The sequence below is a fragment of the Rhizobium sp. Root1220 genome, assembly GCF_001426265.1.
Lineage (GTDB): Bacteria > Pseudomonadota > Alphaproteobacteria > Rhizobiales > Rhizobiaceae > Rhizobium.
This window is the reverse complement of record NZ_LMDG01000005.1, coordinates 88,552-114,940: the sequence shown is the minus strand read 5'-3', so window position 1 is coordinate 114,940 and position 26,389 is coordinate 88,552. Positions and strand designations below refer to the sequence as shown.

The 26,389-nt window shown below is 59.3% G+C and carries 41 protein-coding genes; 36 read left to right on the top strand and 5 right to left on the bottom strand.

All coding sequences use genetic code 11. The features are described from left to right. Window positions 1–118: 118 nt before the first annotated feature. From ASC90_RS06320 to ASC90_RS06310, 3 genes are read left to right on the top strand one after another with little or no spacing between them, the layout of a single operon-like run. Window positions 119–1,951, top strand: a complete 1,833-nt coding sequence (locus ASC90_RS06320) for a phage portal protein (RefSeq protein WP_056536972.1) — start codon at window positions 119–121, stop codon at window positions 1,949–1,951. Further along, window positions 1,948–2,208, top strand: coding sequence for a hypothetical protein (locus ASC90_RS06315; protein ID WP_056536969.1), 261 nt, complete (start codon window positions 1,948–1,950; stop codon window positions 2,206–2,208). Before ASC90_RS06320 ends, ASC90_RS06315 begins: the two co-directional genes overlap by 4 nt. Next, window positions 2,208–3,020 carry a minor capsid protein gene (locus tag ASC90_RS06310; RefSeq protein ID WP_056536966.1) on the top strand — a complete coding sequence of 271 codons (813 nt, stop codon included), beginning with the start codon at window positions 2,208–2,210 and terminating at the stop codon, window positions 3,018–3,020. The genes ASC90_RS06315 and ASC90_RS06310 overlap by 1 nt, the downstream gene beginning before the upstream one ends. Here ASC90_RS06310 and ASC90_RS28690 read toward each other — a convergent pair. Together ASC90_RS28690 and ASC90_RS06305 are read right to left on the bottom strand one after the other, a co-directional pair. Then, window positions 2,980–3,186 carry a hypothetical protein gene (locus tag ASC90_RS28690; RefSeq protein WP_156392857.1) on the bottom strand — a complete coding sequence of 69 codons (207 nt, stop codon included), beginning with the start codon at window positions 3,184–3,186 and terminating at the stop codon, window positions 2,980–2,982. The two genes, ASC90_RS06310 and ASC90_RS28690, sit on opposite strands and share 41 nt — an antisense overlap. A gap of 38 nt (window positions 3,187–3,224) precedes the next feature. Next, window positions 3,225–3,407: a hypothetical protein gene (locus tag ASC90_RS06305; RefSeq protein ID WP_056536963.1), complete on the bottom strand. Its 183-nt coding sequence runs from the start codon at window positions 3,405–3,407 to the stop codon at window positions 3,225–3,227. 32 nt (window positions 3,408–3,439) lie between these two features. Here ASC90_RS06305 and ASC90_RS06300 point away from each other — a divergent pair, with 32 nt between their 5' ends. Genes ASC90_RS06300 through ASC90_RS06235 form a run of 15 tightly spaced genes read left to right on the top strand, consistent with a single transcriptional unit; the run spans window position 3,440 to window position 12,819 of the window. After that, window positions 3,440–4,582 carry a DUF2213 domain-containing protein gene (locus ASC90_RS06300; RefSeq protein WP_056536960.1) on the top strand — a complete coding sequence of 381 codons (1,143 nt, stop codon included), beginning with the start codon at window positions 3,440–3,442 and terminating at the stop codon, window positions 4,580–4,582. Continuing rightward, window positions 4,582–5,019, top strand: coding sequence for a capsid cement protein (locus ASC90_RS06295; protein ID WP_056536957.1), 438 nt, complete (start codon window positions 4,582–4,584; stop codon window positions 5,017–5,019). Before ASC90_RS06300 ends, ASC90_RS06295 begins: the two co-directional genes overlap by 1 nt. A 15-nt stretch (window positions 5,020–5,034) precedes the next feature. Continuing rightward, window positions 5,035–5,988, top strand: a complete 954-nt coding sequence (locus ASC90_RS06290) for a major capsid family protein (RefSeq protein WP_056536954.1) — start codon at window positions 5,035–5,037, stop codon at window positions 5,986–5,988. 12 nt (window positions 5,989–6,000) lie between these two features. Next, window positions 6,001–6,402 carry a hypothetical protein gene (locus ASC90_RS06285; protein WP_056536949.1) on the top strand — a complete coding sequence of 134 codons (402 nt, stop codon included), beginning with the start codon at window positions 6,001–6,003 and terminating at the stop codon, window positions 6,400–6,402. 51 nt (window positions 6,403–6,453) lie between these two features. After that, window positions 6,454–6,630: a hypothetical protein gene (locus tag ASC90_RS28685; RefSeq protein ID WP_156392856.1), complete on the top strand. Its 177-nt coding sequence runs from the start codon at window positions 6,454–6,456 to the stop codon at window positions 6,628–6,630. Between the two features lie 15 nt (window positions 6,631–6,645). Further along, a complete protein-coding gene (locus ASC90_RS06280; RefSeq protein WP_056536946.1) occupies window positions 6,646–7,023 on the top strand; it encodes a hypothetical protein in 378 nt (125 codons plus the stop codon). A 9-nt stretch (window positions 7,024–7,032) separates the two neighbouring features. Then, window positions 7,033–8,586, top strand: a complete 1,554-nt coding sequence (locus ASC90_RS06275) for a hypothetical protein (protein WP_156392855.1) — start codon at window positions 7,033–7,035, stop codon at window positions 8,584–8,586. Between the two features lie 2 nt (window positions 8,587–8,588). Continuing rightward, window positions 8,589–9,257 carry a DUF4054 domain-containing protein gene (locus tag ASC90_RS27840; protein WP_082519831.1) on the top strand — a complete coding sequence of 223 codons (669 nt, stop codon included), beginning with the start codon at window positions 8,589–8,591 and terminating at the stop codon, window positions 9,255–9,257. Between the two features lie 14 nt (window positions 9,258–9,271). Beyond that, the gene (locus tag ASC90_RS06265) at window positions 9,272–9,469 is read left to right on the top strand and encodes a hypothetical protein (protein WP_056536940.1); all 198 of its coding nucleotides are present in this window, start codon (window positions 9,272–9,274) and stop codon (window positions 9,467–9,469) included. After that, entirely contained in the window at window positions 9,469–9,942 is a 474-nt protein-coding gene (locus tag ASC90_RS06260) for a hypothetical protein (protein WP_056536937.1), read from the top strand. The genes ASC90_RS06265 and ASC90_RS06260 overlap by 1 nt, the downstream gene beginning before the upstream one ends. Further along, on the top strand, window positions 9,939–10,271 hold the full coding sequence (locus tag ASC90_RS06255) for a hypothetical protein (protein WP_056536934.1): 333 nt from the start codon (window positions 9,939–9,941) through the stop codon (window positions 10,269–10,271). Before ASC90_RS06260 ends, ASC90_RS06255 begins: the two co-directional genes overlap by 4 nt. Continuing rightward, window positions 10,268–10,774: a hypothetical protein gene (locus ASC90_RS06250; protein WP_056536931.1), complete on the top strand. Its 507-nt coding sequence runs from the start codon at window positions 10,268–10,270 to the stop codon at window positions 10,772–10,774. The genes ASC90_RS06255 and ASC90_RS06250 overlap by 4 nt, the downstream gene beginning before the upstream one ends. A 23-nt stretch (window positions 10,775–10,797) precedes the next feature. Continuing rightward, window positions 10,798–11,940, top strand: a complete 1,143-nt coding sequence (locus tag ASC90_RS06245) for a DUF3383 family protein (protein WP_056536928.1) — start codon at window positions 10,798–10,800, stop codon at window positions 11,938–11,940. Between the two features lie 11 nt (window positions 11,941–11,951). After that, window positions 11,952–12,389 (top strand): phage protein, encoded by a 438-nt coding sequence (locus ASC90_RS06240; RefSeq protein WP_056536925.1) that lies wholly within the window; start codon window positions 11,952–11,954, stop codon window positions 12,387–12,389. After that, a complete protein-coding gene (locus ASC90_RS06235; RefSeq protein ID WP_056536922.1) occupies window positions 12,382–12,819 on the top strand; it encodes a phage tail assembly chaperone in 438 nt (145 codons plus the stop codon). The genes ASC90_RS06240 and ASC90_RS06235 overlap by 8 nt, the downstream gene beginning before the upstream one ends. Before the next feature lie 174 nt (window positions 12,820–12,993). Here the strand turns inward: ASC90_RS06235 and ASC90_RS06230 are convergent, their stop codons facing one another. Then, window positions 12,994–13,320, bottom strand: a complete 327-nt coding sequence (locus ASC90_RS06230; RefSeq protein WP_056536920.1) for a hypothetical protein — start codon at window positions 13,318–13,320, stop codon at window positions 12,994–12,996. Window positions 13,321–13,376: 56 nt separating this feature from the next. Between ASC90_RS06230 and ASC90_RS06225 the strand changes: the two genes are divergently transcribed. The 11 genes from ASC90_RS06225 to ASC90_RS06175 all read left to right on the top strand — a co-directional run bounded on the left by ASC90_RS06225 (window position 13,377) and on the right by ASC90_RS06175 (window position 21,685). Continuing rightward, window positions 13,377–15,020, top strand: coding sequence for a tape measure protein (locus ASC90_RS06225; protein WP_056536916.1), 1,644 nt, complete (start codon window positions 13,377–13,379; stop codon window positions 15,018–15,020). After that, entirely contained in the window at window positions 15,020–15,598 is a 579-nt protein-coding gene (locus tag ASC90_RS06220) for a phage baseplate protein (RefSeq protein ID WP_056536914.1), read from the top strand. Before ASC90_RS06225 ends, ASC90_RS06220 begins: the two co-directional genes overlap by 1 nt. Then, window positions 15,595–15,915: a hypothetical protein gene (locus tag ASC90_RS06215; RefSeq protein WP_056536911.1), complete on the top strand. Its 321-nt coding sequence runs from the start codon at window positions 15,595–15,597 to the stop codon at window positions 15,913–15,915. The genes ASC90_RS06220 and ASC90_RS06215 overlap by 4 nt, the downstream gene beginning before the upstream one ends. After that, window positions 15,915–16,799 carry a hypothetical protein gene (locus tag ASC90_RS06210; RefSeq protein WP_056536908.1) on the top strand — a complete coding sequence of 295 codons (885 nt, stop codon included), beginning with the start codon at window positions 15,915–15,917 and terminating at the stop codon, window positions 16,797–16,799. The genes ASC90_RS06215 and ASC90_RS06210 overlap by 1 nt, the downstream gene beginning before the upstream one ends. Further along, window positions 16,799–17,461 carry a Gp138 family membrane-puncturing spike protein gene (locus tag ASC90_RS06205; RefSeq protein ID WP_056536905.1) on the top strand — a complete coding sequence of 221 codons (663 nt, stop codon included), beginning with the start codon at window positions 16,799–16,801 and terminating at the stop codon, window positions 17,459–17,461. The genes ASC90_RS06210 and ASC90_RS06205 overlap by 1 nt, the downstream gene beginning before the upstream one ends. Next, complete coding sequence (locus tag ASC90_RS06200) at window positions 17,458–17,823, top strand: hypothetical protein (protein WP_056536902.1); 366 nt, start codon at window positions 17,458–17,460, stop codon at window positions 17,821–17,823. The genes ASC90_RS06205 and ASC90_RS06200 overlap by 4 nt, the downstream gene beginning before the upstream one ends. Next, entirely contained in the window at window positions 17,820–18,710 is an 891-nt protein-coding gene (locus tag ASC90_RS06195; protein ID WP_056536899.1) for a hypothetical protein, read from the top strand. The genes ASC90_RS06200 and ASC90_RS06195 overlap by 4 nt, the downstream gene beginning before the upstream one ends. Beyond that, entirely contained in the window at window positions 18,710–19,510 is an 801-nt protein-coding gene (locus ASC90_RS06190) for a DUF2612 domain-containing protein (protein ID WP_056536896.1), read from the top strand. Before ASC90_RS06195 ends, ASC90_RS06190 begins: the two co-directional genes overlap by 1 nt. 16 nt (window positions 19,511–19,526) lie before the next feature. Next, window positions 19,527–20,450 carry a hypothetical protein gene (locus ASC90_RS06185; protein WP_056536893.1) on the top strand — a complete coding sequence of 308 codons (924 nt, stop codon included), beginning with the start codon at window positions 19,527–19,529 and terminating at the stop codon, window positions 20,448–20,450. A 72-nt stretch (window positions 20,451–20,522) separates the two neighbouring features. After that, a complete protein-coding gene (locus tag ASC90_RS06180) occupies window positions 20,523–21,335 on the top strand; it encodes a hypothetical protein (RefSeq protein ID WP_156392854.1) in 813 nt (270 codons plus the stop codon). Continuing rightward, complete coding sequence (locus ASC90_RS06175) at window positions 21,332–21,685, top strand: hypothetical protein (RefSeq protein ID WP_056536887.1); 354 nt, start codon at window positions 21,332–21,334, stop codon at window positions 21,683–21,685. Before ASC90_RS06180 ends, ASC90_RS06175 begins: the two co-directional genes overlap by 4 nt. Here ASC90_RS06175 and ASC90_RS06170 read toward each other — a convergent pair. Further along, on the bottom strand, window positions 21,624–22,850 hold the full coding sequence (locus tag ASC90_RS06170) for an acyltransferase (protein ID WP_056536884.1): 1,227 nt from the start codon (window positions 22,848–22,850) through the stop codon (window positions 21,624–21,626). The two genes, ASC90_RS06175 and ASC90_RS06170, sit on opposite strands and share 62 nt — an antisense overlap. A gap of 74 nt (window positions 22,851–22,924) precedes the next feature. Here ASC90_RS06170 and ASC90_RS29060 point away from each other — a divergent pair, with 74 nt between their 5' ends. The 7 genes from ASC90_RS29060 to ASC90_RS06135 all read left to right on the top strand — a co-directional run bounded on the left by ASC90_RS29060 (window position 22,925) and on the right by ASC90_RS06135 (window position 25,745). Beyond that, window positions 22,925–23,428: a hypothetical protein gene (locus ASC90_RS29060; RefSeq protein WP_056536881.1), complete on the top strand. Its 504-nt coding sequence runs from the start codon at window positions 22,925–22,927 to the stop codon at window positions 23,426–23,428. Between the two features lie 26 nt (window positions 23,429–23,454). After that, the gene (locus tag ASC90_RS06160; protein WP_056536877.1) at window positions 23,455–23,880 is read left to right on the top strand and encodes a M15 family metallopeptidase; all 426 of its coding nucleotides are present in this window, start codon (window positions 23,455–23,457) and stop codon (window positions 23,878–23,880) included. A 15-nt stretch (window positions 23,881–23,895) separates the two neighbouring features. After that, entirely contained in the window at window positions 23,896–24,174 is a 279-nt protein-coding gene (locus ASC90_RS06155; protein WP_156392852.1) for a hypothetical protein, read from the top strand. Next, window positions 24,171–24,533: a hypothetical protein gene (locus tag ASC90_RS06150; RefSeq protein ID WP_156392851.1), complete on the top strand. Its 363-nt coding sequence runs from the start codon at window positions 24,171–24,173 to the stop codon at window positions 24,531–24,533. Before ASC90_RS06155 ends, ASC90_RS06150 begins: the two co-directional genes overlap by 4 nt. Then, a complete protein-coding gene (locus ASC90_RS06145) occupies window positions 24,499–24,762 on the top strand; it encodes a hypothetical protein (protein WP_056536868.1) in 264 nt (87 codons plus the stop codon). Before ASC90_RS06150 ends, ASC90_RS06145 begins: the two co-directional genes overlap by 35 nt. A 38-nt stretch (window positions 24,763–24,800) precedes the next feature. Then, window positions 24,801–25,313, top strand: a complete 513-nt coding sequence (locus tag ASC90_RS06140; RefSeq protein WP_156392850.1) for a hypothetical protein — start codon at window positions 24,801–24,803, stop codon at window positions 25,311–25,313. An 81-nt stretch (window positions 25,314–25,394) separates the two neighbouring features. Next, the gene (locus tag ASC90_RS06135; RefSeq protein ID WP_056536862.1) at window positions 25,395–25,745 is read left to right on the top strand and encodes a DUF982 domain-containing protein; all 351 of its coding nucleotides are present in this window, start codon (window positions 25,395–25,397) and stop codon (window positions 25,743–25,745) included. A 6-nt stretch (window positions 25,746–25,751) separates the two neighbouring features. On the opposite strand, the gene ASC90_RS06130 is transcribed toward ASC90_RS06135, so the two are convergent. Continuing rightward, the gene (locus tag ASC90_RS06130) at window positions 25,752–26,342 is read right to left on the bottom strand and encodes a hypothetical protein (RefSeq protein ID WP_056536859.1); all 591 of its coding nucleotides are present in this window, start codon (window positions 26,340–26,342) and stop codon (window positions 25,752–25,754) included. Between the last annotated feature and the right edge of the window lie 47 nt (window positions 26,343–26,389).

The following is a 26,389-nucleotide window of genomic DNA, read 5'->3' as shown; positions in this document are numbered from 1 at the left end:
CGGCAGATGATCGCCGATGCCCGGAAGAAGGCAGGGATCAAGGGAGTGGTGAAAGCCCTCCCGTCGATCGTCCGAGACACAGTCAAGAACCCGCCGAACATCAGAAGAGAGAAGCGCAATGGGTGATGTGATCCAGCTTAGGGCCAATGACAGCCTACGGTCTGTCGTTGCGGGCCTTGGCGATCCCCTGCGCGACAAGATGTCGACGGCGTCCTACGGCATCCAGTACATCGACGACTACCAGCTGGCGGCGATCTACAAGAGCAATTGGCTCGGTCGCAAGATTGTCGATATCCCGGCCATGGACGCGGTCCGCAAGGGGCGTGACTGGCAGGCAGAGCAGGACCAGATCGAGCTTATCGAGGCAGAGCAGAACCGGCTCGGTTTCTGGCAGAAACTGCTCGAGGCGAAGGTCAAGGCCCGTCTGTGGGGTGGCGCTGCGCTGTTCATCGGGACAGGCGAGGAAAACCTCATGCAGCCGTTGCAGGTCGAGCGCATCGCCAAGGGTGGAATCAAGTACCTCACGGTGCTGACACGCCGCGATGTGACCGCAGGCCCGATCGAGCAGGACGTGTTTTCGGAGTTCTACGGCAAGCCAGCCTATTACGAGGCGACCGGCGCGCAGTCGATGGTCCGCATTCATCCTTCCCGGATGGTGGTGTTCATCGGTGCGCCGCATGGTGACCAGATCTTGTCCATGGGCCCAAGCCAAGGCTGGGGCGATAGCATCATCGAAGCCGTCTATTCGGCGATGAAGAATGCGGACGCCACGGCGGCCAATATCGCCAGCCTTGTGTTCGAGGCCAATGTCGACGTCTTCCGCATTCCTGAGTTCATGAACAGCCTGTCGGACCCTACCTATTCGCAGCGGCTGCTCGACCGCTTCATGCTGGCCGCTACGGCCAAGGGCATCAACCGAGCGCTGATCCTCGACAAGGAAGAGGAATACGAGCGCAAGACGATCAGTTTCGCCACCTTGCCGGAAGTGATGCAGTCGTTCCTTCAGATGGCAGCTGGTGCCGCTGATATCCCGGTGACGCGCCTTCTCGGCCAGTCTCCGGCCGGCATGTCATCGACCGGCGAATCCGACATGAACAACTACTATGACCGGGTGTCATCCATCCAGCAGTTGGAGATCACACCCGCGCTCTACCGCTTCGATGAGTGCCTGATCCGCTCCGCACTCGGCAGCCGCCCGCCGGAAGTCTTCTACGAGTGGTCTCCGCTCAAGCAGATGACGGAGAAGGAACAGGCTGAAATCGGCAAGATGAACGCCGAGACGGTCAAGATCCTGACTGAGGCCGGCACCTTCACGCCGCAAGAGCTGCGCACTGTAGCGACTAACCAGTTCGTGGAATCGGGCTTCTATCCCGGTCTTGATCAGGCAGTTGCTGACACGGATGCCGCAGGGGAATTCGATCTCGGGCAGGAAGAAGCGACCGATGAGCCAGATGAGCAGCAGACGCGCCAGCAGGCGAATGATGCCGCTCCTCGCACGCTCTACATTCACCGCGACGTGGTCAACGCCGGCGATATCAAGAAGTGGGCGAAGGCTCAGGGCTTCGATACGGTTCAAGAAGACCTGCACGTCACCATCATACACACTCGGACGCCGCTCGACTGGATCAAGGTCGGGAATGACATCGAGTGGGCCGATAGTGGCAACACCATCAAGATCCTTGCCGGTGGTCCGCGCCTCATGGAGCAATTCGGGCAGGCTGTCGTGCTGCAATTCGCAAGCTCGCGTCTGACCTGGCGCCACGAGGACATCAAGCGCCTCGGTGCCAAGACGGATTATCCGGACTATCAGCCACACGTCACTATCACGTGGCAGATACCGGAGGGCATGGATCTCTCGAAGGTCGAGCCGTACCGCGGTGAAATCATCCTCGGTCCGGAGATCTTCAAAGAGGTTGACGATAACTGGAAGGCGAGGATCAGCGAAGCATGAGCAAGGAGTGGAAGACAGGCGTTGCAGACGAAGACTGGAAGGTTGCTATCTGCACTCGCGACATTGAGATGGTAGCGCGTACCATCGCTACCATCGAATATGTCATGGGTGGAATGATCGATACGTTCACCGGCGCTGAAATCCGCCAAGCGTTGATGGTATATGCGGAGAGCGCGAAGAAAAGCATCGTGATCGCGCTCGATCGCGACGATGCGGCCACGTTGGAGATGCGCCTTCGCCAGATCAAGGGCGCCTAATGCTCCGCTATTCCATAGCCAAGCTGGCTGACAAGCCCAAGGGCACCAAGATTGAACTGCCGGCCGTCGATGTGAGGCTGTCGGCAGAGAAGCAGTACTACACCGCCCTGCGCTCCATGCTGACGCAGATCGCCTCCATGACGCGGGAGAGCATCATCCCGCTCTACCAGTCTGAACAGGAGCAGAAACGCGCTGCACGGGCTTACACGGGCGATGCTGACAGGTCTTGGTTCGGTGGCCTTCAGGCGCTGGCCAATCAATTGCAGCGGATCGCTTCGAACACGGTCAACCGCATCCTCGATCTGGAAGCGGAGCGCCATACCGAAGCCTTCATGGCAACGGCCAAGCGGGCACTCGGGATCAATCTGCAAGCGGTCGTCTCGCAGGAGGATCTAGCCGAGTACCTGCAGGCAGCAGTTGCGCGGAACACTTCGCTGATACAGAGCCTGGCCGATGACGTCGTGAAGCGGGTCGAGCAGACGGTATATGCCAGCAGCATCGCCGGAAACTCGGTGACGACACTTCGGAAGTCTCTGCAGGAACAGTTCGGCATCACTGATCGGCGAGCCAGGCTGATCGCTAGAGACCAGACATCAAAGCTGAACAGCGATCTGAACCGGATCAGGCAGCAGCAAGCAGGAGTGACGTCATACAGCTGGCTTACCAGCCATGACGAGAGAGTCCGACCACGGCATAGAAGCCTAGACGGAAACACCTACAAATGGGGTGAGGCAACCGGCGCTGAGAACGGCTTACCACCCGGGCAGCCGATCAATTGCCGTTGTTTGGCCCGCGGGATCGTCGAGTTTTAAGCAGATCTTCGAGACCGTCCAAGCCGATCCGCTCGTCCTCGACGACGATTACCTCGGTGGTCTCGAAAGACTCTTTCAAGCGCCGGACTTCCAAGGTCAGTTCCGCAATCTTTGAGTTTTGCTCAAGGATCAACTGCCGGAGTGCTCGAAACTGTTCGTCGGTCATGGAAATGTTGTGACTGATGAAGCGAAGATTGGCAATACTCAGTCGACGTAGACGAAAACGACTTTGTCGAGGTCGTCCTTCTTGACGATCCCTTGCTCTATGGCGACGCGGCGCGCCTCGGAGACCTGTTCATCAAGTGTGTGGCCGCCGGACATTATCGTCACTCGGCCGAGCACGTGACCGGTCTTTCCTCGCTCGCATACCTTGAACATCGCCTGCATCTGCGCCTCCCACCATCCAGATAGGTAACATAATGCAATTCACCGATGCTGTAACCGTCGCAGGAACGCGCCGGACCGGAGACGGCTACCTTATCGCCGACGCTCGCATCGCGCGGACCGGCATACAGGCCTATCTCGGTTCCGAAGTCGGCAAGCCCGATATGGGCGTGGTCAAGGTATATCGCCCCGGTGTCGAGGTGTTCGCAGCCGACACGCTGAAGAGCGCCGCTCACCGCCCTGTGACGAATGATCACCCGCCGGAACTGGTCACGTCCGACAACTGGAAGAAATACGCAGTCGGCCAGACCGGAGACGAGATCGTCGGGGAGAGCATCTATCTCCGCGTCCCGCTCATGGTCAGCGACGAGGCGACCATCAAGGACATCGAGTCCGGCAAGCAGGAACTGTCCGCCGGATACACCTGCGATCTCGATTTCACGGCGGGCAAGACGCCCGACGGCGAGGCCTACGACGCCATTCAGAAGAATATCCGGATCAACCACGTCGCTATCGTAGCGGCGGGGCGTGCCGGTTCGAAAGTCCGCATCGGCGACGGTGCGACTGCCTGGGGGATTTCCCCCATCACCAGTGATCAGAAACCGAAAGAGGAAAAGATCATGACCCTGAAGACGGTAACCGTCGATGGAATCCCGGTCGAGGTGACCGACCAGGGCGCCGTAGTCATCGGCACGCTGCAGACCCGGCTTGTTGATGCCAACACCAAGCTCGCCGACGCCGACAAGGCGCACCAGGCAGTTGTTGCGGCTCACGACGCTGCAATGGCCAAGAAGGACGCCGAACTCGACGCCATGAAGGCCAAGGTGCTCTCCGACGCCGATCTCGACAAGCGGGTACAGGCTCGCGCCGACCTCGTCACCGCCGCCAAGGCAATCGCCAAGGACGTGAAGACGGAAGGTCTCTCTGACGCTGACATCCGCAAGGCTGTCGTCGTCGCCAAGATCGGTGACGCAGCCATTGCCGGCAAGGCAGAGGCTTACATCGACGCTCGCTTCGACCTTCTCGTCGAGGACGCGAAGAAGACGGCCGATCCGTTCGCCACAGTCATGAAGGACGGCCCCAAGCCGACCGACAACACCAGCAACGCCGCTCACACCTCCATGGTCACTGACATGTCCACGGCATGGATGGGCAACCAGTCGAAGGGAGCAGCCTGATGCCTGCAGTTCAGACCACTTACGCAGCCCAGCACGCCCGCTGGATCGAGGGCATGGTCCTCAACATGGAGCCGAACGTCATCGTTACCCGCGTTGCGGAAGACGTTGAGGGCATCGGCTTCGGCAAGGTCGGCGTGCAGGGCACCGCTGACAACCAGGTCGTGGACTCCGAAGCCACGGTCAAGTTCACAGGTATCGCTGTGCTCGACACGACGCAGCCCACCGGCAAGTACGAGCAGTACTCGAATGTCGCCCTGATGAAAAAGGGTGTCATCGTCGTGCAGGCATCGGTCGCGGTCGCTGTCGGCGACCCCGTCTACTACGTCCCGGCTACCGGCGTTCTGACGAACTCCGCATCCGGCAACACCCTCATCGCGGGCGCTCAGTGGGATACCAGCACTTCCGGTGCTGCCCTCGCTGCTCTGCGTCTCGGCTAACAGGAGCGATCTCCAATGAATACACACATCATGCAGGACGCTCAGCAGGTCGCGATGAGCTTCCTTATCCGTCAGGCCTCGCTCATCGAGCCGACGGTCTATGCGATCCGGTATCAGGACATCCAGTATCCGTCCCTGATCCCCGTCGACACCTCCGCCCCTGAGTGGATCCAGTCCGTCACCTACTTCTCGATGGACGGCGTCGGCCAGGCGCAGTGGTTCAACGGCAACGCCCAGGACGTTCCGAAGGTCGAACTGACCCGCGAGAAGTTCGAAACCGGCGTCAGCATGGCTGCGATCGGCTACGGGTACAATCTCGAGGAGCTTGGCACCGCCCAGCTGCTCGGCATGAACCTGTCGCCAGACAAGGCTTCGCTGGCTCGTCGCATTGCCGAAGAGAAGATCGATAGCGTCTCCTTCATCGGTGACACCACGAAGGGCCTCACGGGCCTGGTGAACGCTTCGACACCGACGGCCACCACTGCTCCGGCAGACGGCACCGGTTCGGCGACCACCTTCGCCAGCAAGACACCCGACCAGGTTCTTCGCGACATCAACGGCCAGCTGACCGGTATCTTCACCGGTACGCTCGGTGCTGAGATCGCGGATACCATCCTCCTCCCGTATGCGGTGCTTCTCGATCTGTCGACGCGCCGTATCGATGCTGTCAACCAGACCACCATTCTGGAATGGGTCGAACGGAACAACATCTACACCCGCACGACCGGTCAGGCTCTGACCATCCGCGGCATGTTCGGCTACCTCGACACCGCCGGTTCCGGCAGCACGAAGCGCATGGTCGCCTACCGTCGTTCGCCTGAAGTCGTGAAGATGCATCTGCCGATGCCCTTCCGCTTCCTGCCGGCTTGGCAGACGGGTCCGATCAAGTTCGATGTTCCCGGTATCTTCCGTGTCGGTGGGGTCGATATCCGCCGTCCGAAGTCCGTCCGTTACCTCGACGGCATCTGAGGAGAGCCAGCCATGAAGTTCACCAATACCCAGCCAGGCCCGCGCGGCCTGAATGCTATCTCTGGTCCGGTTCTTGTCGATCCGGGTCAGGCCGTCGAGGTCGAAGTATACGCTCGCGAGCAGCAGCACATCGAGGCTGCCGGCTGGTTCAACGTCGAGGGCTCCTACACGGATGACCCGGAAACGTCCGGCCCTGCACTCAAGGCCGTCGCAGCGGACACGGCAAACGAGATCGACGACCTCAAGAAGCAGTTGGCCGCACGCGATGCCGAACTGGCAAAGCTGAAGGCTGGCGGCTCCTCCGAGCGAGACGACCTCAAGAAGCAGGCCGCCGAACTCGGCATCACCGACTTTCCCGGCAACATCTCGAACGTGAAGCTGAAAGAGCTGATCGACGCGAAGCTCGCTTCGTAATCAACACCCCGGCGGGCAACTGCCGGGGTTCCTCATTTCGGGAGAACGGCCATGATCAGCGGCGGAATGCTCACCAACACGAAGATGCGCGAGGCCCGTATCACCGCAGTGATCACACGCGCAGACGGCACGGTCGAGGAACTCGGCACGCTGACCTACTGGCATAGGAATCCCTTGCGCCGTCTGGCATGGCGCATCCGTCAACATCTCATCGGCCGCAAGGCATAACAGGAGCACGCCGCGATGGTCGCACGAGTTCAGAACGCCGGTCTGGCGCGTATCACACAGCTTCTCGCCGCTGCCTCCTGGTGGCTTCAGTGGGGCACCGGTTCGGCAGCTGCTCAGACTGCGAACGTTGTCACCACCACATCGACGACAGAGGCCCGTGCAGCCGCTACGCCTGCGCAGGGCACCACGACCGTCACCAACGACAAGATCACGTTCACCGGCACGCTTACGGCTGCCGGCACGCGCGCAATCACGGAAGTTGGTGTCTTTGACGCTGTCGGCTCCGGCTCGCCCCCGACGGGCGGGAACATGGACGTCTATGGCGACTTTTCGGCGATCAACCTGGCATCGGGCGACAGCATCGCGTTCACGATCAACGTCACGTTCTCCTAAGCAATGGCGGTGGCAGCGTTTCGTTCGGTAGCGAGCACGTCTTACGCGAGCCGAGCCAATACCGCCGTCAGCGCGCCAGCCGGTATCGTCAATGGCGACATACTGATTGCCATCATCTTCTTGGGGCAGTCCGGCGGGACGGCTCCGGCTGCGCCTACCGCGCCAAGCGGCTTCACGCAGGTCGGCACATATACGACTGTTACCGAATCGGGGTCGAGCTTCAGTGCTCGCTTCGGTGTCTTCTGGAAGCGGGCAGCGTCGGAGAGTGGTCCCTACACGTTCACGCACTCGACTGCTTCAACGCAGGCGGCGATTGCCGTCTATAGCGGTGCTCTTGCTTCCGGTTCGCCGGTCGATGTTTCGTCGCAGAATTCAGGGACATTGAGTCCCGGTACCACGCTGACGGCCACAGGCGTCACAACTACCGTCGCCGATGATTTGCTTATCCTGGCGGCGCACAATTGGGACGCGAGCGGGACGCTGACCCCGCCAACCGGCATGACCGAGCGCTTTGACGGTCTCGTTTACTTCGCTGACGTTGCGCAGGCATCGGCGGGCGCGAGTGGCAACAAGACGCAAACACTGGCCTCTAATAATCCGTGGGCTGCATTCCTTGTTGCACTCAAGCCTGCAGTGGGTGGAGGTAGTTCGACGCCGCAGACGGTTACCGTTGGTTCTTCGACCGGCGTCACGCTGCGTAAGGTCGGCGGTAAGGTGATCAGCGCTGCTTGTGCCGATGTTACCGCATTGGTCAAGCGATCGAACAAGGCGGTCTCTACGGCTTCCGCTACCGCAACCGTCGCGGCACGGCAGGCTTTTAAATCCATAATTGCGACGTCGACAAGCGTGGCGAGCGCAAGCAGGCAGGCGCGCAAGGTAGTTACTGCTGCGTCGTCTGGCGCTGTCATCCTGGCGAAAACAGTCAGTAAGGCGATGTCGGTCACTTCGGTAACCTCCACCATAGCGAATGCAACGAGGGCCTTTCTGAAAACGATCAGTGTCACGGCAAGTGGCACCGTCTCGCTGTCGAAACATGCGGGCAAGGTCATCAGTCTCTCGGCGGCCGGTGCTGTGACGATGACCAAGGCTGTCGGTCGTCGGTTCTCGGTCGTATCGTCGGGTGCCGTCAGCTTAGGGAAGCAGATACTCAAGCGGTTCAGCGTCTCGTCGACGACGGCGGTTGTTGTCGCGGTCATGAACGCGGTCACAGTCGTCATCAATACTACGGTCGGCGCGGCGGTCACGATACGGAAAGCCGTAGTGCATTCGGTGGCTGTCGTATCCTCTGCCTCGGTCACTGTGAGGCGAGGGATGGCTATCCGGGTATCGGCTGGGGCAACCGCCTCGGTTTTGCTCGGGAAGGTCATAGCGAAGGCGCTGGCAGTCTCAGCTTCGACGCTGGCCGATATCATTCGCATCCTCGGCAACGCTCCGGCGACGGCGACAAAGCGGGTAGCGAGCGTGGTCAATGAGCTGCGCCGTGTCGCCGTGCCGTTCATCTCTAGGACGCTGTCTGTAACTGGCCTGTCTCGCTCCGCAATCATACCCTCCGAAGAGGAATAGAAATGGTACTCGACTGGCCGTCCAAAGATCCGGACGAAGTGAAGGACTATCGGCTCGATTGGGGTGCTCAGCTCGGCGACGACGATCTCGCCACGTCGGTATGGAGCATCGTCTCCGGGGTCGGCCTGACGATCGGCGTTCAAAGCAACGATCCTAAGTCGTCAACGGTCTGGCTATCCGCCGGAACAAGTGGCGTCACCTACGAATTGCTGAACCGCGTCACCACGACGGGCGGACGCACCTACGACCAGAGCGTGCTCTTGCCGGTGGTGGATGGGCAGGGCGTCGTGCCCGGTCCGAATGCCCAGACCTTCAAGGCGCGGTATCCCGAGTTCGCCTCGGTATCGAGCACTCTCATCAACATGGTTCTGGCCGACGCCGTCGATATGGTCGGCGAGAGTTGGTATCAGCGCGACCGCCTCAAAGCACAGCTTCTCTGGACTGCCCACACGCTCACCATGGAAGGCGAGCCGGGGCGCAGCAGCACGGGCCAAGGAACGGCAGGGACGGGCGTTGTGAAGCGCAGGAAGGTTGGCGACGTCGAGACTGAGTTTGCCACTCCTGGAGGATCGTCAGGCGGTGGTTCCGCTTCCGGATACGCATCAACCACTTACGGGCAGCAGTTCATGGCCCTGATGCGCAGGAATTTCCCGGCTGTGGCCGTTGTCTGAAAAGGAAGAAGCCAATGGCAAAGATCAAATCGAACCACAATGCGCCGCTGCATGTTCCAGTGCTCGGTGTGATGATCAATCCCGGTGCCGAGCTTAACGTCGATCGCTGGGATGTGCTCAAGCACAACGACACGATCAAAGCCTGGCTCGCGAGCAAGACGATCGAGGTGGTCGAGGAGCCGAAGGCCGAAAGCAAAGCCAAGAAGGCCTGATGTTCACGGTACAGGTCAAGCGGAAGACGAATAGCTCGGTCCTCCGCAACATCGGCGCCGCTCTGACGGGCCCGAAGACCGTAAAGGTCGGCTTTCCAGCTGGCGAGGCCGATCAGGACAACATCAACAAGGCGGTCTGGAACGAGTTCGGCACACGGGGTGGAGCATCCGGCGGTGGCTGGGGCGGCCCTATCCCGGAGCGACCGTTCATGCGCAACGCCATTCGAGAGAACCGCGGCAAGTATCGTGACGCCATGCGATCTTCGGCCGCGAAGATACTGACCGGTAAGACTGGCTTGCGGACGGTCCTGTCGAAGCTGGGAATCACTGCTCAGGGTGACATTCAAGCCGAAATCACATCCCTGCAGTCGCCGCCGAACAGTCCGGTGACGATTGCCATCAAGGGATCGAGTAACCCGCTGATCTCAAGCGGCGAGATGCGCGGTGCCGTCACGTGGAAGGTCAACGAATGATCGACGTCGCCATTGCCATCGACGGTGAGGCGGTCAACGTCTTGCTGACGACGAAAGCTACCGGCTCATATAACGCCGACGGTGATTTCGTGCCGGGTGCGCCGACCACCTCGACGATCAGGGCAGCTATTCAGCCGGTCAAAGGAAATCAGCTGCTCGACATGCCCGAAGGCATCCGCACCGAGGCTGGTTGGATGATCTGGACTCGGTCGGCGGTTGCTGTCGACAACCAGATCACCAGCGGTGGCATCCTTTATCGTGTCCTGTTCGTCTGGCCGCGCATGGAAGGCGGCTTCTATCGGGCCGCATTGGGCAGGGAAACGAAATGACCAACGATCAGGTGCACAGCGCAGTTGTTCGCTGGATCGCGTCCGTCACCAACGTCGTGACAATCAAGTCCCATCAGAGCGGACCGGACCCAGCCTTGCCCTACGCAATGGTGAATTTCACCGGCTCGATTGAGGTTCGCCAGCGCGAGCAGACGGTCGAATACACAGACACTGGCGAGGACAACAGCCAGGGCGAGCACAAGATTAGCGCCGCCCCGGTGATTGAAGTCGAGTGGCGGTTCTCAATTCACTCCTATGGCCCATCCCCGACAGGGATTCTCCGGCCGATCGTATCGGCAGCCAAGCTCATGCAGATCATGGAGCCGCTGTTCCCGAGCCTTGTCATCCATGAGGTCTCGCAGATCCGGAACGTGCCGGACTTCATCAACACCCGTTGGGAGCCACGGGGGCAACTCGACCTGATCGTTCGCGGGCTGACACGCGACGGCTTCGTAATCGACACCATCGACGAAAGCAGCTTCGACATCGCTCGGGCTGAGTAACCAAACCACGAAAGGACGGCAGGATGGCAATCCTACCCTACAACCGCGTCGTCAACGTCTCGTTGACCCGCAATGATGCCTTTCCGAGCCGTCGCGGGTTCGGGACTCAGCTTATCCTCACGACCGTCGCCGTGGCTGGCAAGGTAGACGCAACGCACCGGACGAAGCTCTATGCCTCGATCGATGAAGTAGCCGCCGACTTTGCGACCTCAGCCGACGCGTACAAGGCTGCTCTGTCTGCCTTCTCGCAGAACCCGCGCCCGACACAGGTCAAGATCGGCTTTGTCGCAAGCGATGGCACGCCGACGGCCGCTGAACTGCAGACCGAGCTGAACACGCTCTACGACGCCGATCAGGACTGGTATTTCATCACCGTCGACACGTCTCTACGCGACCAGGCATCCACTGACGGCCTGATCACCTGGACGGAAGCGAAGAACAAGCTGGCGATCATCGACAGCAACGCGGTGGCCACTCAGTCTCCGAGCGACACCACCTCGATTGCAGCGCGCAACAAGGGCGAGTTCGAGCGCACCGGTATCTTCTATCATCCGAACGCGGCGATGTTCTCAGCGGCTGCTCTGGCCGGCTGGATGTCGACACGGAATTTCGATGATGCCAACAGCGCTTACACGGCCAAGTTCAAGAACCTGAAGGGCATCGAGGCGGTCAACCTCGGCTCCGCGGTCATCACGGCGATCACCGGCTTCACTCCCGGCGTCGGCCAGTCCGAAGCCGCCGGCCACATGGCCAACACCTACATCGATATCGGCAGCCGGAACTTCGTGGTCGAAGGCTCGACACTGACGGCCAACGTCTTCCTGGATGAGATCCACACCACCGACTGGATCATCGCCCGCACGGAAGAAGAAGCGCTCGGCATTCTGCTCAACAACGCCCGTGTGCCATTCACCGACGTCGGCCTGCAGATGATTGCTTCTGCGGCGCGGTCGGTCATGCAGCAGGCCACCCGGGCAGGCTTGGTTGCCAATGATCTTGACCCGGTGACTGGCGAATATGCGCCCGCCGTCGAGATCACCGTCCCCTCGGTGTTCGATGTGCCGGAAAGCCAGCGCAAGGCCCGCATCGCTCCGGCGATCTCGGTCCGGTTCCGCTACGCGGGGGCGATTCACTACACCACCATCAACTACACCATGACGTTCTAAGGAGCTGAAACATGGCTACAACCTCGGCATACAGCTTCATCAACGTTTCGGCGACGGTGGACGGTCAGCAGGTACAGGGCGCATGGGATGGCGACGACGCACTTGTCGTCACCCAGGGTGCAGACGCCGGTACAGGCCTCATCGGGGCGGATGGATCGGGCATCTTCTCGATTTCGTCCGACAAGTCGGCGAGCATCAGCATCAAACTGATGCACACCAGCGCGACCCACCGGCTTTTGTCTCAGAAGCTAAAGCGGCAGCAGTCTTTGGGCAGCATAGGAGCTGCTTTCCCGTTCTCGTTCATCGATGCGGGTTCAGGGGAAGGCGGCTCGGCTGACAAGTGCTTTATCCAGACGCGTCCCACGGACAGCAAGGGCAAGAACGCAGTCGTTCGTGAATGGGTTCTCTGGACCGCTGACTGGAACCCGGAGATCCCGAACAATGGCTGAGAAGAAGATCAACAGCGTGGAGTATCGGGTTGATCCGCTTCTCGCCAGCAAGGCGCTGATCCTGCAAGCCCGCCTGATGCGCGCGGCTGGTCCGCTGGCATCCAAGCTACCGACGATCCTTGCTTCGCGCAGGGAAGGCGCCTCGATCGAGGAAAAGGCACTGGCCGATGCGGAGGCACTGGTTGCCATCACGTCGATCTTCAACGCCATAGCGCCTGAAGAGTACGCGTCACTGGTTCAGGACATCGTCGAGATAGCCAAGGTCAAGCGCCCGTCGGGTGCATATGATCCTGTTGACCTCGATGGAGACTTCGCCGGCCGGCTGGGCGACATCATCCCTGTTGCCGTCTTCGTTCTGTCGGAGCAGTTCGGGGATTTTTTCTCCGGCGCCCTGGCGAATGGACGTCGCGCAATGACGGCAAAGGCCTGAGTGAACGCGAGATCGACAGGGTAGCCCCCAACCTCAATATGTGGCTTTGGCGGCCGATCTTATCCGAGCCGCCAATCTACACCATGCGTGATCTGCAAACGTGGGTGACGCTGAGCGATGTGATGGATGCTCATGAAGCGCTTGATCTGAAGTCAGCGCTCGCAGAGGCAGACACTACGGCGTGAGCCCGTATTTCTGAGCAAGCTTGGCCTGAAGAGCGCACTGAGCTTTCCGTTCAGTGTCGCTCATCATCTTCGCCAACTGGACCTGGGCGCCTCTGGCATTCGTGAAGTGCATCCGCGAAGTATCATCGAGATTGGCGATCGTGTTCTCCATGAAGGCCGTCAGCTTCGCGTCGTCGAGCTTGTAGCCGCAGAGATCAGCACTTCCGATTATCTGCCCTGCCTCATTCGCGAGCATGAAGTCCTTCTGATTGAAGTCTTGGGCAAATGATGTCCCGCCGGCAGCCATGACTAACAACGCACCCAGCAACAGTCGCATCCCGAATCCTCCGATGAGGACAGGAATGTGGCCCCGTTCCAATCGGATTTCAATCTATGATCGTAGACGAACTGATCGCAGTCCTCGGTTATGAGACCAAGGGCGAAGGCGAACTGAAGCGTTTTCAGCAGTCAATCGATCAGACCGCGAAGCGCCTCACTCTGTTTGCCGCTGCCGCCGCAACTGCTGCCGTCGGTGCTTTGGCCGCTCTCGGCAAGTCCGTCATCACCACTTCGGCGCAGTTTGAGAGCTACGCCGCAACGCTTGAAACGATCGAGGGCAGCGCTGAGAAGGCTCAGAAGGCACTCGATTGGGTGTCCACCTTCGGCGCCAAGACGCCTTATGAGGTGGGCGAAGTCACTGAAGCGTTCGTCCGTTTGAAGGCATACGGCATCGACCCGACCACGGGCGCGCTGGAAGCCATCGGCGATGCATCGAGCGCCATGGGCAAAACCCTGATGCAGGGCGTCGAGGCTATCGCTGACGCGGCCACCGGTGAGTTCGAACGCCTGAAGGAGTTCGGCATCACCACTCAGGTTGCCGGCGACAAGGTCACGTTCAACTGGACGAAAAACAGCAAAGCGTTGTCGAAAACCGTCAAGAAGAACAGCACAGAGATCATCCAGTTCCTGAAGGAGAACTTCGGCGATCGCTTCAATGGAGCCATGCTTCGCCAGTCGAAGACGTGGAACGGCATGGTCTCCAATCTTGGGGACTCGTGGACCGGGTTCCTTCGCAAGATCGGTGATGCAGGCTTCTTCCAGGCGGTCAAAAACCAGCTCGGACGGCTTCTCGACTTCTTCGGCCGACTGAGCGAGAGCGGAGCGCTAGACAAGTTCGCCAAGGGGCTGAGCGCGGCTCTGGAAGGTGGCGTCAATGCCGCGGTCTTCCTGATCGACCGCCTTCGCCGTCACTTTCAGTTCCTTACCGATTGGTTTTCGGTCAATCCAGAACTCTTCAAAGCCATTGCCGCCGGTCTCGGACTCATCGCTGCGGTCAAGTTCCCGTTCATCTCTGCTCTGCTCATCCTTGAGGATATCCTGTCATGGATGGAAGGTGGGGATAGCGTGATCGGAAAGTTTGCCGAGGCCTTGTCTCAGCTGACCGGGATCGACGCTGGTAAACTGGAGACCATCCTTGCGACATTGGCTGGTGCAACAGCGTTGGCAGCCGCCGCAAGCTCTGTGGGGCTCCTGACAGCTGCGCTTAACCCGCTCACCGCGGCGCTGCTCGCTTTGGGAACGGCATTCGCTGGGGCAAAGGTCGCGCTCGATTATTTCGGTGTGGCCAAGACGGCACTCGACAAGAAGGTCGAGGCTACCAAGGCAACTGGCAACCCTCGTGCTCAGCCTGGTTACGTCGAAGGCATGGGCGGCATCTACATGAAAGGCTCTGCTGTCGTCGACCAGCCACGGCCGCCGAGCCTCGAACGCGACATGACGCAAGACGCGCTCGACTATAAGACGATGATGGAGAACGCCGAAGGCAACGCGCTTAAGATGCGCGGCGGCGGTCCGGCCAACGCCGTGGTCAACGACAACAAGCAGGACAATCGCGATCAGTCAGTTCAGGTCAACGTCGGCGGCGTCACCGTCAATGGTGCTCCGGGTGCCGGCGCGGCAGTCGGTAGCGCGGTGGGCAATGCTGTCGGCCAGAGCGCGGCACGCGCGGCACGCTTCGAGAAGGATGATGCATTCTGATGTCTGTGATCGCCTTCAACAGCGCTATCGGCCCGGTGGGAATCGACTGTGTGCTGTCCGAGCGGCATAGTTCCGAGCTCGACATCACCGAGATCCCGATCGAGACCGGCGCTAAAATAACTGACCATGCCGTCATCGTTCCGAAGCGGCTTACGCTGGACGTTGCCGATGGTGGTGCCGCGGCCACCTTTGCCGCTCTGGTCGCCTTTCAGGAGAGCCGTGTACCGTTCACCCTGGTTACCGGCCTGACGGTCTACAGCAACCTGTTGATCAAGCGCATCGACGCGGACAGGGATGCGCAGTTCTCGCGAATCCTTCGCTGCCGATGCGACCTGCAGGAGGTCATCATCGTCGGGACGGCTTATGCTGCCGCACCTGATGGAGACAGCACCGGGCAGCGTGGCAAGGCCGGGGGCAAGAAGAGCACCCGGGCGGCACCTCCATCAACGGAACGCTCTGGTGACGCTGCGACGGCCGATCGGGCCACGGCGACACAGCAACGCGGGGATGCCGGTGTAACGCCGGCTCCTCAAAACCAGTCCATCTTGCAGTCAATCACGGGAGGCATCGCGCGATGAACGTTTTCAACGTCGTCGACTACGCCGACCAGCAGTTCGGAACGATCATCAACGGACGTCGGGTGACTATCCGCCTTCGCTACAACGGCACGAACGACCGGTGGAGCTTCGATCTATCGATCGATGATCTGCCGGTGCTGACCGGCCGCCGCATCGTCACTGGTGTCGATCTGCTCAAGCCGTTCAACTTCGGGCTTGGTGCAATCTTTGCCGTCGCCGTGACGCCGGGTGCCGTGCCTGATCGCGCTGCGCTGCCCGCCGGTACGGTTCTGCTGTTTCAGGCGTCGGACGAAGAAGTAGAGGCTGCGGCCGCCTGATGCTTCAATTCATGAGGAAAGTGCGCGCTGTCTTCAACGGCGGGCTGATCATCAATCCCGGCGGCATCAACCCGCACGATATCCGTATCGAGTTCTCGATCGACAAGGATGCATCGTCTTCGCCGAACTCGGCAGAGATCACGATCTTCAATCTTTCCGAGAGCCACCGGAACAGCGTCGGCAAGGAGTTCGACAACATCACGTTGGAGGCAGGGTACATCCCGCCCGATGGCTCCGGCAATGTCGGGATCATCTTCAAGGGCGCGGTGCGCGACGTCGAGCATAGGCGCGAAGGGCCGAACATCTTGACGATCATTTCATGCGGGGATGGTTCCAAGGCTCTGCGCCGCGCGACGATCTCGAAGAGCTTCCCAAAAGGCACTCCGGTCAAGGACGTAGTCGAGGATCTTTATAAGCAACTTGAAAAGGAAGGTGTGAACCGAGGCGAGTGGCGGTTCCCGGAGGACGTCGAGAACAAGACGTTCAAGCGGCCCTATGCGGTCTGCGGTTCCTGCTCCCGCGAGCTCGATACGATCGGGCGCGGGAATAACTTCTACTGGTCGCTTCAGAACGAGACGATGGAGATCGTGCCAGGCGACGGCTTTGTCGGCGGTGTGGCGCTGATCACTCCTGAGACGGGCATGATCGGGACGCCTGCGATCACTGACAACGGTGTCCGTGTCTCGGCTTTGCTCAACCCTGAGATCCGCCCGAACCGCCGGGTGCAGTTGAAGAGCGACACGCTCGAGATGAACGGCGATGACGGCATGTATCGAGTCACCTCGGTGACCTACTCCGGCAACAACATGGACGGCGAGTTCAAGGTCGATATCACCGGTGAATCGGTGAAGAGCGGCAAAGTGGACGAGGGGATCAAGCGCTGATGGTGGGCTATCTCGGGAAGCGCACCAACCAGCCGCGCGATATCACCGGCCAGCAGGCGCAGAGCGAGCGGGAAGCCATGTGGGGACCAATCCCCGGCGAGATCGTGGATTTTGATCCAGCAAGCCAGACAGCGACCGTACAGCCGCTCTACAAGCCGATCCACAACGGGCAGCCGGTGGCAATGCCGCAACTGTTCGAGGTTCCTCTCGATCTGCCGCGGACCGGCAACGCGGGGATCACGTTTCCTATCCCTGCCGGCACGCGGGTGATGCTGTCGCCGATGATGCGGAGCATGGATAACTACGATGCGGACGGTGACGGCGCGCCATTCGATGGCCGTTCGTTCCATCTCGCCGACATGCGCGCAACCATCGTTGGCGGTGACAGTGTCTCGTCTCCCTTGGTAAACGTCGACCCGGAAAACACGCATATCCGCTTCGATGCAGCAGGTGAATTCGGCATCAAGGGTTCGCCCGATGGCAAGTTCGACCTGATCGGCAGCGAGGGCAGTATCTTCGACCTCCTGATTCAACACCTCGACCTGACTTCGGAGGGGTTCAAGAAGCTCGGCACCGAGGGGCTGAACCACTCGCCACGCTATGACGAGATCGGCGACGAGCTTGCCGAGATCGCCTCGAAACTGAGGAGCATGCAGATATGACCTCGGTTCGCTTGGGCTTGGCAATCGATCAGGCCACCAATGACCTATATCTGACCGCTGACGGCAATCTCGCTACGGTGAGTGACGCACACGCTGTCGGGCAACATGTGCGCCAGCGGCTTTCCACGTTCTCTGGAGAATGGTTCCTCGACACAACGGTCGGCGTCCCATGGCTCGATCAGATCCTGGGGCGGGCATATGACCCGGCGCTCGCGGAGTCCTTGGTCAAGGCAGAGATACTGGACACCGACGGCGTAACTGAAATCACATCGTTCTCGGTCGGCTTCGACCGCAACACCCGCGGCCTGATCATCCGATCGGTCGAGGCGGGAACAATCTTCGACACTGAGGTAACCGTATGACGGACTATGGAGTCGTTTCGACGGGCTTCTCGCGCAAGCCACTTTCCCTCATCCTGGCCGAGATCGAGGCCGCGCTGATCACCGAGTTCGGTCCGGGTGTCATCCAGACCCCGCAGAGCCCGCTTGGCCAGATCAACGGCATCTTCGCCGAGGCTGTTGCCAAGGAATGGGAGAACGCCGAGGACATCTATCAGTCCTACGACCCGGATCAGGCGGAAGGAACGCGGCTCGATACCCTTGCCTCCATCCGTCTCATGTCGAGAGCGTCCGCGGATACCGACGCGACCTTCCGTCGAGCAATCACCAACCAGGGGCAGGCGAGGATCGATCTGCAGGATATCAGCCGCGCAATCGCTCAGCTCGACGGTGTCTCCTATTCTCATGTCTGGGTAAACGATACCGACGCGATGGACGCCAATGGCATGCCGGGTGGGTCAATCTGCATCGCTGTTACGGGCGGCGATGATAACGAGATCGCTCAAGCGATCCGACGATACATTGTCCCCGGTGTTACCGTGTTCGGCACGACCAGCATCGAAAGCGTGATCGACGGATACTGCCGGACATTCCGAATCCTTCGGCCGATCGATGTTCCTGTCGATCTCGTCGTGACGGTGCGAACGTTCAAAGATGCGATGGGATGCCCGCCGCCCTCCGCCAGCGCGATCAAGTCTTCACTGCTCAGTTCGCTGTATCTGCTGAACGGTGATGACATCTCATACTACCGGGTGCGTTCCATCATCGAGAGCATGTTTTCGAATGTCGAGGTGGTCTCGATACTGGGGATGCGTGACGGCATAGATCAGGCCCTCAATGCTGCCGTTGACATCGCCTTCATCGAGCGGGCGTCTCTGTCTTCCGAAGACGTGACGATCGTGGTGACCTGATGAGCTGCATCGTCAGGGAAGAATTCATCGAGGCCGGCGTCGACCGCGTCCTCACCCAGTATCGCGAGAGCCCGAAGCTCCTGCACGTTATCAGAACCTATCTCGGGCAGATTGCTGACGCTCATGCTGCCATCTGCAATATGCCGGCATACTTCGATCTTCAAACCGCCGTTGGCGATCAACTCACGTTGATCGGCAAGCGCATGGGATTCCCGCGCTGCCATTGTGTCTGTGATGTCCAGCCGGTGTTTGGGTTCGCCTGTGATGATCAGCCAAGCTCCAGACCGATTGTAGGGTTCTGCGAGGACGGATCGTGGGAAGGATGCGGCGAGGACGGGATATCCGAAATCTGCATCAATGACGACGAAACCTACCGCAAGCTGCTGATCTCTCGCTCCTACCAGATGCAGGGACTCTACGGCATAGAAGACCTGACCAACGCGCTACGGGTCATCTACGGCCCCACTGCGACGGTACTGGACGCCGGACATGGACGGGTTGTCCTCGCACCGTTCCGGGAACTGAACGATGCCGAAATGGCCATCCTTCAGATTATCCCCCGAGTTCTCCCGATAGCCCCCGGCATCGTGACGCGCTGGCATTTTGGGACATTCACCGTCTTCGGATTTGGCGAGGGCTGGGGAGGTTTTTGCGAGGATTGGCTTCCCGACGGCGCCAATCTGTCGACCGAAGCCGACGACCTTTTCGTAACAGAAGACGACGACTTCATCATCACCGGTCCGCTCACCCGTGGAGCCGACTGGATGTGCGAAATCGATCTCAAACCCTATTCCTGCTGATTGAGGAACCCTGAACATGGCTGATTTCAACCTACCGTTCGCCGACGGCGGCGAGCGCCGCGCCCCTACGGTCGACGAGCAGGACGGCGGCTTCGGCTGCGGACCCGCGAACCTGCCTTTGTTCAACTGGATGTTTTGGGCGCTGCAGTCTGAAATCAACGCGGTGATCATGCAGGCTGGCCTTACGCCGACCAACGCCGACATGACGCAGTTGCTGCAGGCAATCCAGGAGTTGATTGACGCGGCCACCGGCGGCGGTGATCCTTCCGGCTACCTGACGATGCTACAGGCCCGCGCACGCCTCCCGATCTTCCCAGAGGTTCAGAACGTCTCCGGTCACTTCGGCGTGGTCACTCCCGCTACCGGTCAGGTGCGGATTCCCTCCGGTGTTATCTTCCAGCACCGCGGGATTTACCCGATCACTACTGTCCAGACGGACTTTGCCACCGACGCTAGCAAGACATATCATCTGCGCTGGAATTCGACGGACGGATTCACGCTGAAGGATCTCGCCGGCTCGTACAATCCCGGCGTGCTGGCCGAAACGGATGTGAGCTTCGATAGCAAATATGACGATATGCTGCTCGCCCGCATTGTCACCAATTCCAGCAACGTCCCGACAATCACCAATCTGATCAACAAGAACGTCATCAAGTACGCATGGAGCCGGACCGCTCTAATTTACGGCGACTTCACGACCGAGAATGTGGAAATCATCCCATTCAATTTCGCTCGCACGCCCGAGTTCTACATTAACTCGTTCGCAGAAAGCGGGATCAATACGGCTCCAGGCCAGAATACCGACGGGTCCGAGACCAACATCTACACCAACACACTCACGAGATATGCGGTCAACCTTTCTATGTGGTCCTACAACCACGTCACCAACAAGGGCGGGCGCCCTGCCTACAAGGCTTCCGTGATGGCGGTCGGGGGATAAGAGATGGCCAATATCCGCATTGACGCGCTCGATCCGACGGCGCTCGCATCGTTCCTGCATGAAATACCGGCGATGAAGGACGGGCTAACGGTCAAGCTGACTGTCGACCAGATCAAGGTGCTGATCGAGAACTACTTGATCACTGGCGCGCCGGCTGGCCTAAACAGCTTCGATGAGATTGCTGCTGCACTCAACGACGACCCGGCCTTCCACACCACCGTGGACAGCGTTCTCGCCACCAAGCTTGGACTGGCCGGTGGCACGATGACGGGCGCGATCCTGAATGCAGTGTTTGCACCTTCTGCCGCCAGCACAAAAAAGGTTCAGTTCGACAATGCCTTGATTACGGCGGGGCAGACGAGGAATATCAGGGTTCCTGACGCTGACGTTGCATTGAGCAAGTGGGAGCTCATCTCGCTAAGCTCGCTCAATGCCGCCTCGCAGTTGATCCAAATAGGCCTAGCAGGGTTCAGAAAGCTCCGCATCTCGGGTCAGCTGACGCATTCGTCTGCAGGAACGTTGTCGATGACGGTCAGCACCAATAATGGCTCTAGCTACGACACGGCGTCTAACTACGTCCAACAGGCGATTGTCGGTTCAAACACGACAGTTGCCGCAGGGCAAGGAACATCCGCTGCCATGACGCTCGCGGGTGGAACGCTTGATGCCTCAGCACCCTATTCGTTCGCGACTGAACTTGAGGAATTTAACCAGAACTCAATCTGCTGCGGCCTTTCGCGGGATAACGGCGCTAGCGCTTCAACTCGAGCGATCCGCAATAGCGGGGTTTTCCATACAGGAACGACGGCACGCAACGCACTTCGCATTTTACCAGGCGCGGGGACGTTTACAGGCTTGATCATGATCGAAGGAGTGCGGGCGTGAAACAGGTTGTGAACGGCGTCGAAGTCGAAATGTCGGACGAGGAGGTCATTGAGCTTGAGGATGTTCAGTCTACGATAAATATCCCGACTATTGCGGCCTATCAAGGTGCCATACAGAACCTGATCGATGCGACGGCGATCTCCAAGCAATTTAATGACGGCGTTACTCTGGCGTCCTATATCGGCTCAACGGTCGATGTCTGGAAAGACCAAGCGACGGCCTTCGTGGCGTGGCGAGATAACGTCTGGCAGTACGCTTATGCAGAACTTGCCAAGGTGCAAGAAGGAGTCAGGCCCCAGCCGACGATCGCCGACTTTCTTCTTGAACTCCCTGAGATGCTATGGCCGTGATTTTTTGTCGGCGCTTGCCCGATCGTGTGGCCCGGGCTGCCAATTTGGCGACCGCGTCAACCTCTATAAAGACAGAGGCAGTTAGCCAGGTGGCGATAACACCAAGGACGACAGCCGACAGCGTTGCCGTCGTTGGGCCGATGATTGGCGCCAACAAAACGGTGACGAAGGCAGACAGCCCGAACACGATCGGCCAGTGAACGAGGTAGATCGGGAAGGACAACGCACCTAGCCTTTCAATTCTCCCTCTGCCCAGCAGCGCCCGCGCCCCATCGGATCGCATGATGCCGAGCGTAATCATGATAGAGCCGGCAATGCGTTGGAGCGATTGAGGATTGCCGTAGCACGGCAGCACGATTTGAGAGGACGCGGCGCACGCTCGAACGAGAAACTCCGGATGCCAGTATATGCTGGAGAGACAGGAGAGGACGCCGACCACAATAAGCAGTGTCGGCCAGATGCGTGAGGCGGGGATGACTGCGAGGCGGTAACGCGCCGCCAAATGGCCGGCGAGGAAGCAGATTAGCGGCGATCGGCAGAGAACGACAGCCAGCGCAATCAAGAGCACAAGCCAAAGGCGCGTGTTGCGGCGCTGCGCAATGTTCAAGGCGAAGATCAGGAATGATCCGTAAAGCTCGACAGAGAGCGTCCACAGCGGGGCATTAAAGGCTGATGGCAGCGCGGGAAGGTTGGCAGCGGAAACGCCGAACCACCGGAACATCGAGCTTTCGCCATACCCAATGAACAGCGCGTCGAAGGCGTCACGGCCAAACCATCGGTCGATTGGTGGGCTCCAGTAAGTCGAAAGCCATGCCGATCCGGTTATTTCACCAGCGGCGACATTGTAGCCAGCAAACACGGCAAAGAGCACGGCACTGAATGCTACGCTTGCCGCGACCGGAATTCCGAGCCGCAAGGTTCGGTTGACTGCCTGAGAGACGAAAGGCGCTTCGGTCTTGGCAAATGCTGCCGTGAGGACGTAGCCGCTCAATGTGAAGAAGATGAATACCGCGCTGGCGCCGTCATACAGGAAGGCCATCGGGGATTTATGGCTGGCGATGCTGGGGTAATAGCCGGTCACGAAATGCAGCAACAGAACCTGGAGCGCCGCAATCCCTCGGAGAGCATCCAGATAGCTAATACGGCCTACGTCCCCACCGTTCATTGCATGGCCTTCCCCAACTGTGAGTTGGAAGCAGTAAGCCAGCAAGTCTCAGTTTTCAACACACTGGAGCTCTCATGTTCTGGAAAGTCTTCAGGCTCGCGCCGTTCTCGGTCGCGATCTATCCCGCGTGCGCGCTGCTATCCTGGCTGATGACACTCGCCTCCTACGCGCTGTCGCCGCTGATTTCCGGGATATCAATAGCAACCGGCAAGAACGAAGTCGGCGCGCCGCTCGCCTACTTCTACACCCACGACAACAGTCTGGACGGTGGAGTTGATGCTGGCATTCCCGGCTATGACGCCAATGCGCGCGGTCTGAAACTCTGGTGGCAACGGGTCTGCTGGATCTGTCGAAATCCCGGTTATCGCTTCAATGCCTACGTCCTCGGTCTTCCCGCTGAAGGCACGACCATCATCTTCCGGCAGGGCGACGAGTATCCGAACTTCCGGCTATGGACCGTTCTTCAGACCAAATCCGGTCGTCGGTACTTCGGCTATCGCGGCAAGAACGATCAGTGGTTCGGCTGGAACTACATGGCCTATGCCGGTCGGCATCTGCTGAAGTCAAAGCCGATCTGACATCCCCCACAATCTGGAGTTTTCCCATGCCCACTTTCGGAGCAGCGTCTTCGGCTGCGCTGGCGAAATGCCATCCCAAGCTTCAGATCATCGCCCATGAGGCTATCAAGGAGATCGATTTCCGAGTGCTGGACGCCACTCGCGGGCGGGCCGATCAGGAGCGGGCATTCGCCGGAGGCAAGAGCAAAGCCCGGTTCGGACAGTCGGCGCACAACTATGTGCCGGCCATCGCCTTCGACCTGTTCCCGGCGCCATACGACTGGAACAATCGGCAGTCGTTCATCAACCTGTCCAAGGTGATCCTGCGCATCGCCAAGGAGAAGGGCATACCGCTCCGCTGGGGCGGTGACTGGAACGGCGACGGCAATCTCTCCGACGGCTGGGATATGCCTCACTACGAGCTGAATCCTTGGCGCGAATGGGCGAAGCAATCCAACCTCTATGAAGGCTGACCTATGAAGTTCTTCATGGATCACAAAGGCTCACCGGATTGGACCGTCCGTCGCCGGATCATCATCCTGTCCCTGATCTGGGAAGCGGTCCTCATCACCTTCCTGGTGGTGTTTCCTCGTCCCAATGCAATAGCCGAGGTCGCGATCATCAACCTCGCTTCGCTCTTTGGCGGGACCGTCGGCAGCTACATCTTCGGCGCGGTGTGGGACCGGAAGAACGAGCGCAAAGCAGATGTCGCCCAACAGGCGGTTAGCCAAGGCGAGGCGGATACGACGGTCGAGGTGAAGTCATGATGGCATTCCTCTTGAGCCCGCTTGGCAAGTTCGCAGGGATTGCCCTGATAGTCGTCGCTGTCTTCCTCGGCTTCCGTGTGTGGCTCTCCTCTCACGATAAGGCGGTTCTCTCCGGCTATGTCCTCCTTGCCGAAAAGACCGCGGCAGAGGCCAAGGCGACTGAAATGGAACGCCAGCGCAACGCGGCGTCTCAGGCTCTCGACGAGCACCGCAAGCGCCTGGCTGCAGCCGAAGCATCCGAGCAGGCGGCGAAAGACACCCTCGAACAAGAGATCCGAGCCAATGAGCTTATCCTTAGCGAAAAGAACCGCGCTTGTCTTATCGATGACGCTGATCGTCTCTTCCTGCAACACCACTGAGCGGCTGAACAAAGCCGCGACGGCGCAGGGGAAAATACAGGCCGGGATCGCGTTGCCAGCATGGCCGGACGACTGCCAGAAGCTGGAGCCTCACGCTTCGGTCGAGGTTGGCTCAGAACTGCGTTCAGTGCTTGTTCGCGAGCGGAACGCCTTAGACCGCCAGAACGCGCGGACGGGGCGCTGCGGGGCGTTCTACGATGACATCAAAACCAAGTTCGGCTCACGCTGAAACGATGCGGCACGCAGTGCATTTGAAAGGGCAGGGGATTGAGCGAGGATGTGATGCAATTTCCAGAGCGTAGCAAAAAGCTAGAGTGGAACTTTAACACCGGGGTCACGATCTTCGGCGTGATCTGCGGCCTTGTCGTCACATCGATAGGATGGGGTGTGACCTACGCCAACATGAGAAACGACAACAAGGATCTGCAGGAGCAAATCCTCGACATCAAGGGCCGATTGACTCAAGACGCCGAAGACCGCAAGGACCGGCTCCGGGGCTATCAGGCAACGCTAGACGGCATGCAGAGCAGGATAGGGGAGATTACCCCCCTCACGCTCAACCTGCAGCGCGCTGTGGAGCAGGGATCAGAGAATAAGATGGCCGTCGTCGAGACAAACAAGCGGATCGATCGGGTTGTTGAATCAGTTGGCGGAAAACTTGACACCCTCATAGACACTATCAACAAGGTGGCTACCCGTGTGGAAGTCCTCGGCAGCAAGATCGACGCGAATGGCAAGAGCGACAAATCGGCGTATCGCACACCGATCTACAAGCCCTAATAGCAAATTAGAGGAATCTTAAAAACAAACCTTGACGGGCCGAATTTAATCATCACCTGATTCGTTCTCCGGAGGTGATCCATGGCCCAATACATCGGCGAACACATCAGCATTCGAGACGCCATCGTTTGCGTCGAGAAGACCAGGGGCGTCACCATGCGCCGGCACACCACCCTTGAAGACCTGGCCTATAGCCTTCTGTACCGCTGGCCGGAGGATCATCGCGGCAAGGAATGGATCGTCGCACAGACGATGTGCCTTGAAGCCATGGAAGGGCTCAGAGATCCTGAGCAGGCTAGGGCGGCTTTTGTCGCGGCAGCCAAGGCGGCTGAAATGCTGATGGTCAAGGAAGAGTACATCGAGCAGCGCCCCGAAAAGCGGCCGGCGAAGAACAAGCGCGGGCAGAGGTCGCCAGCGTCAACGCGTGTGTGACGCGGCTTATTCAGGACTTTGTGTTGCTTGGAATTTCTTATCTAATTCGAAGCGCGGTTGGAGATCAAAGTATGTCTCGCCAATTTCGTTCAGGCTCATCACTAGCGCCTTGAAGAGTTGGTGGAATTGGAGGTTCGTTAGATCCACAATATCGCCCTTCTGCAAGAAGGTCATCACTTCCAAGTCCTTGTCGAGCCGGCCATTAACATGAATGACAGCATGTCGGAGTTTGCGCAGGTCGCCAAAGGCCGGATGCGTTATTTCTTCTGTGGATAGACCGCATAACGCTGCCAGGCTAGCGCGGGTCTCTGCTTCCCACAATGAATATGCAAACGCTACAGCCATCCTGCGTAGTCGTTTGGAATTTTCTCCATCGCGCGCCGCCTTCGCAGCCAGATCACCCATGATGCCCCAGTATTGAAATGTAGTGTCTTTGTCGTTGGGGTCTCCTCCGACGCTAAAGATCATATGCTTTTCAAGGTCGCAGGTTTTCAGAAAATCCACCCATTTTCCAAATGCCGCATCTACCTCACAGTTTAGACCGTAGATCCGGCGAAGCTCATCCGCATAATGTGATAGCACCGATTTGGCATCCATTTGTCATCCTCTCCCGGCGAAAGTGCTGTCTCGATCCTTCATCGCAT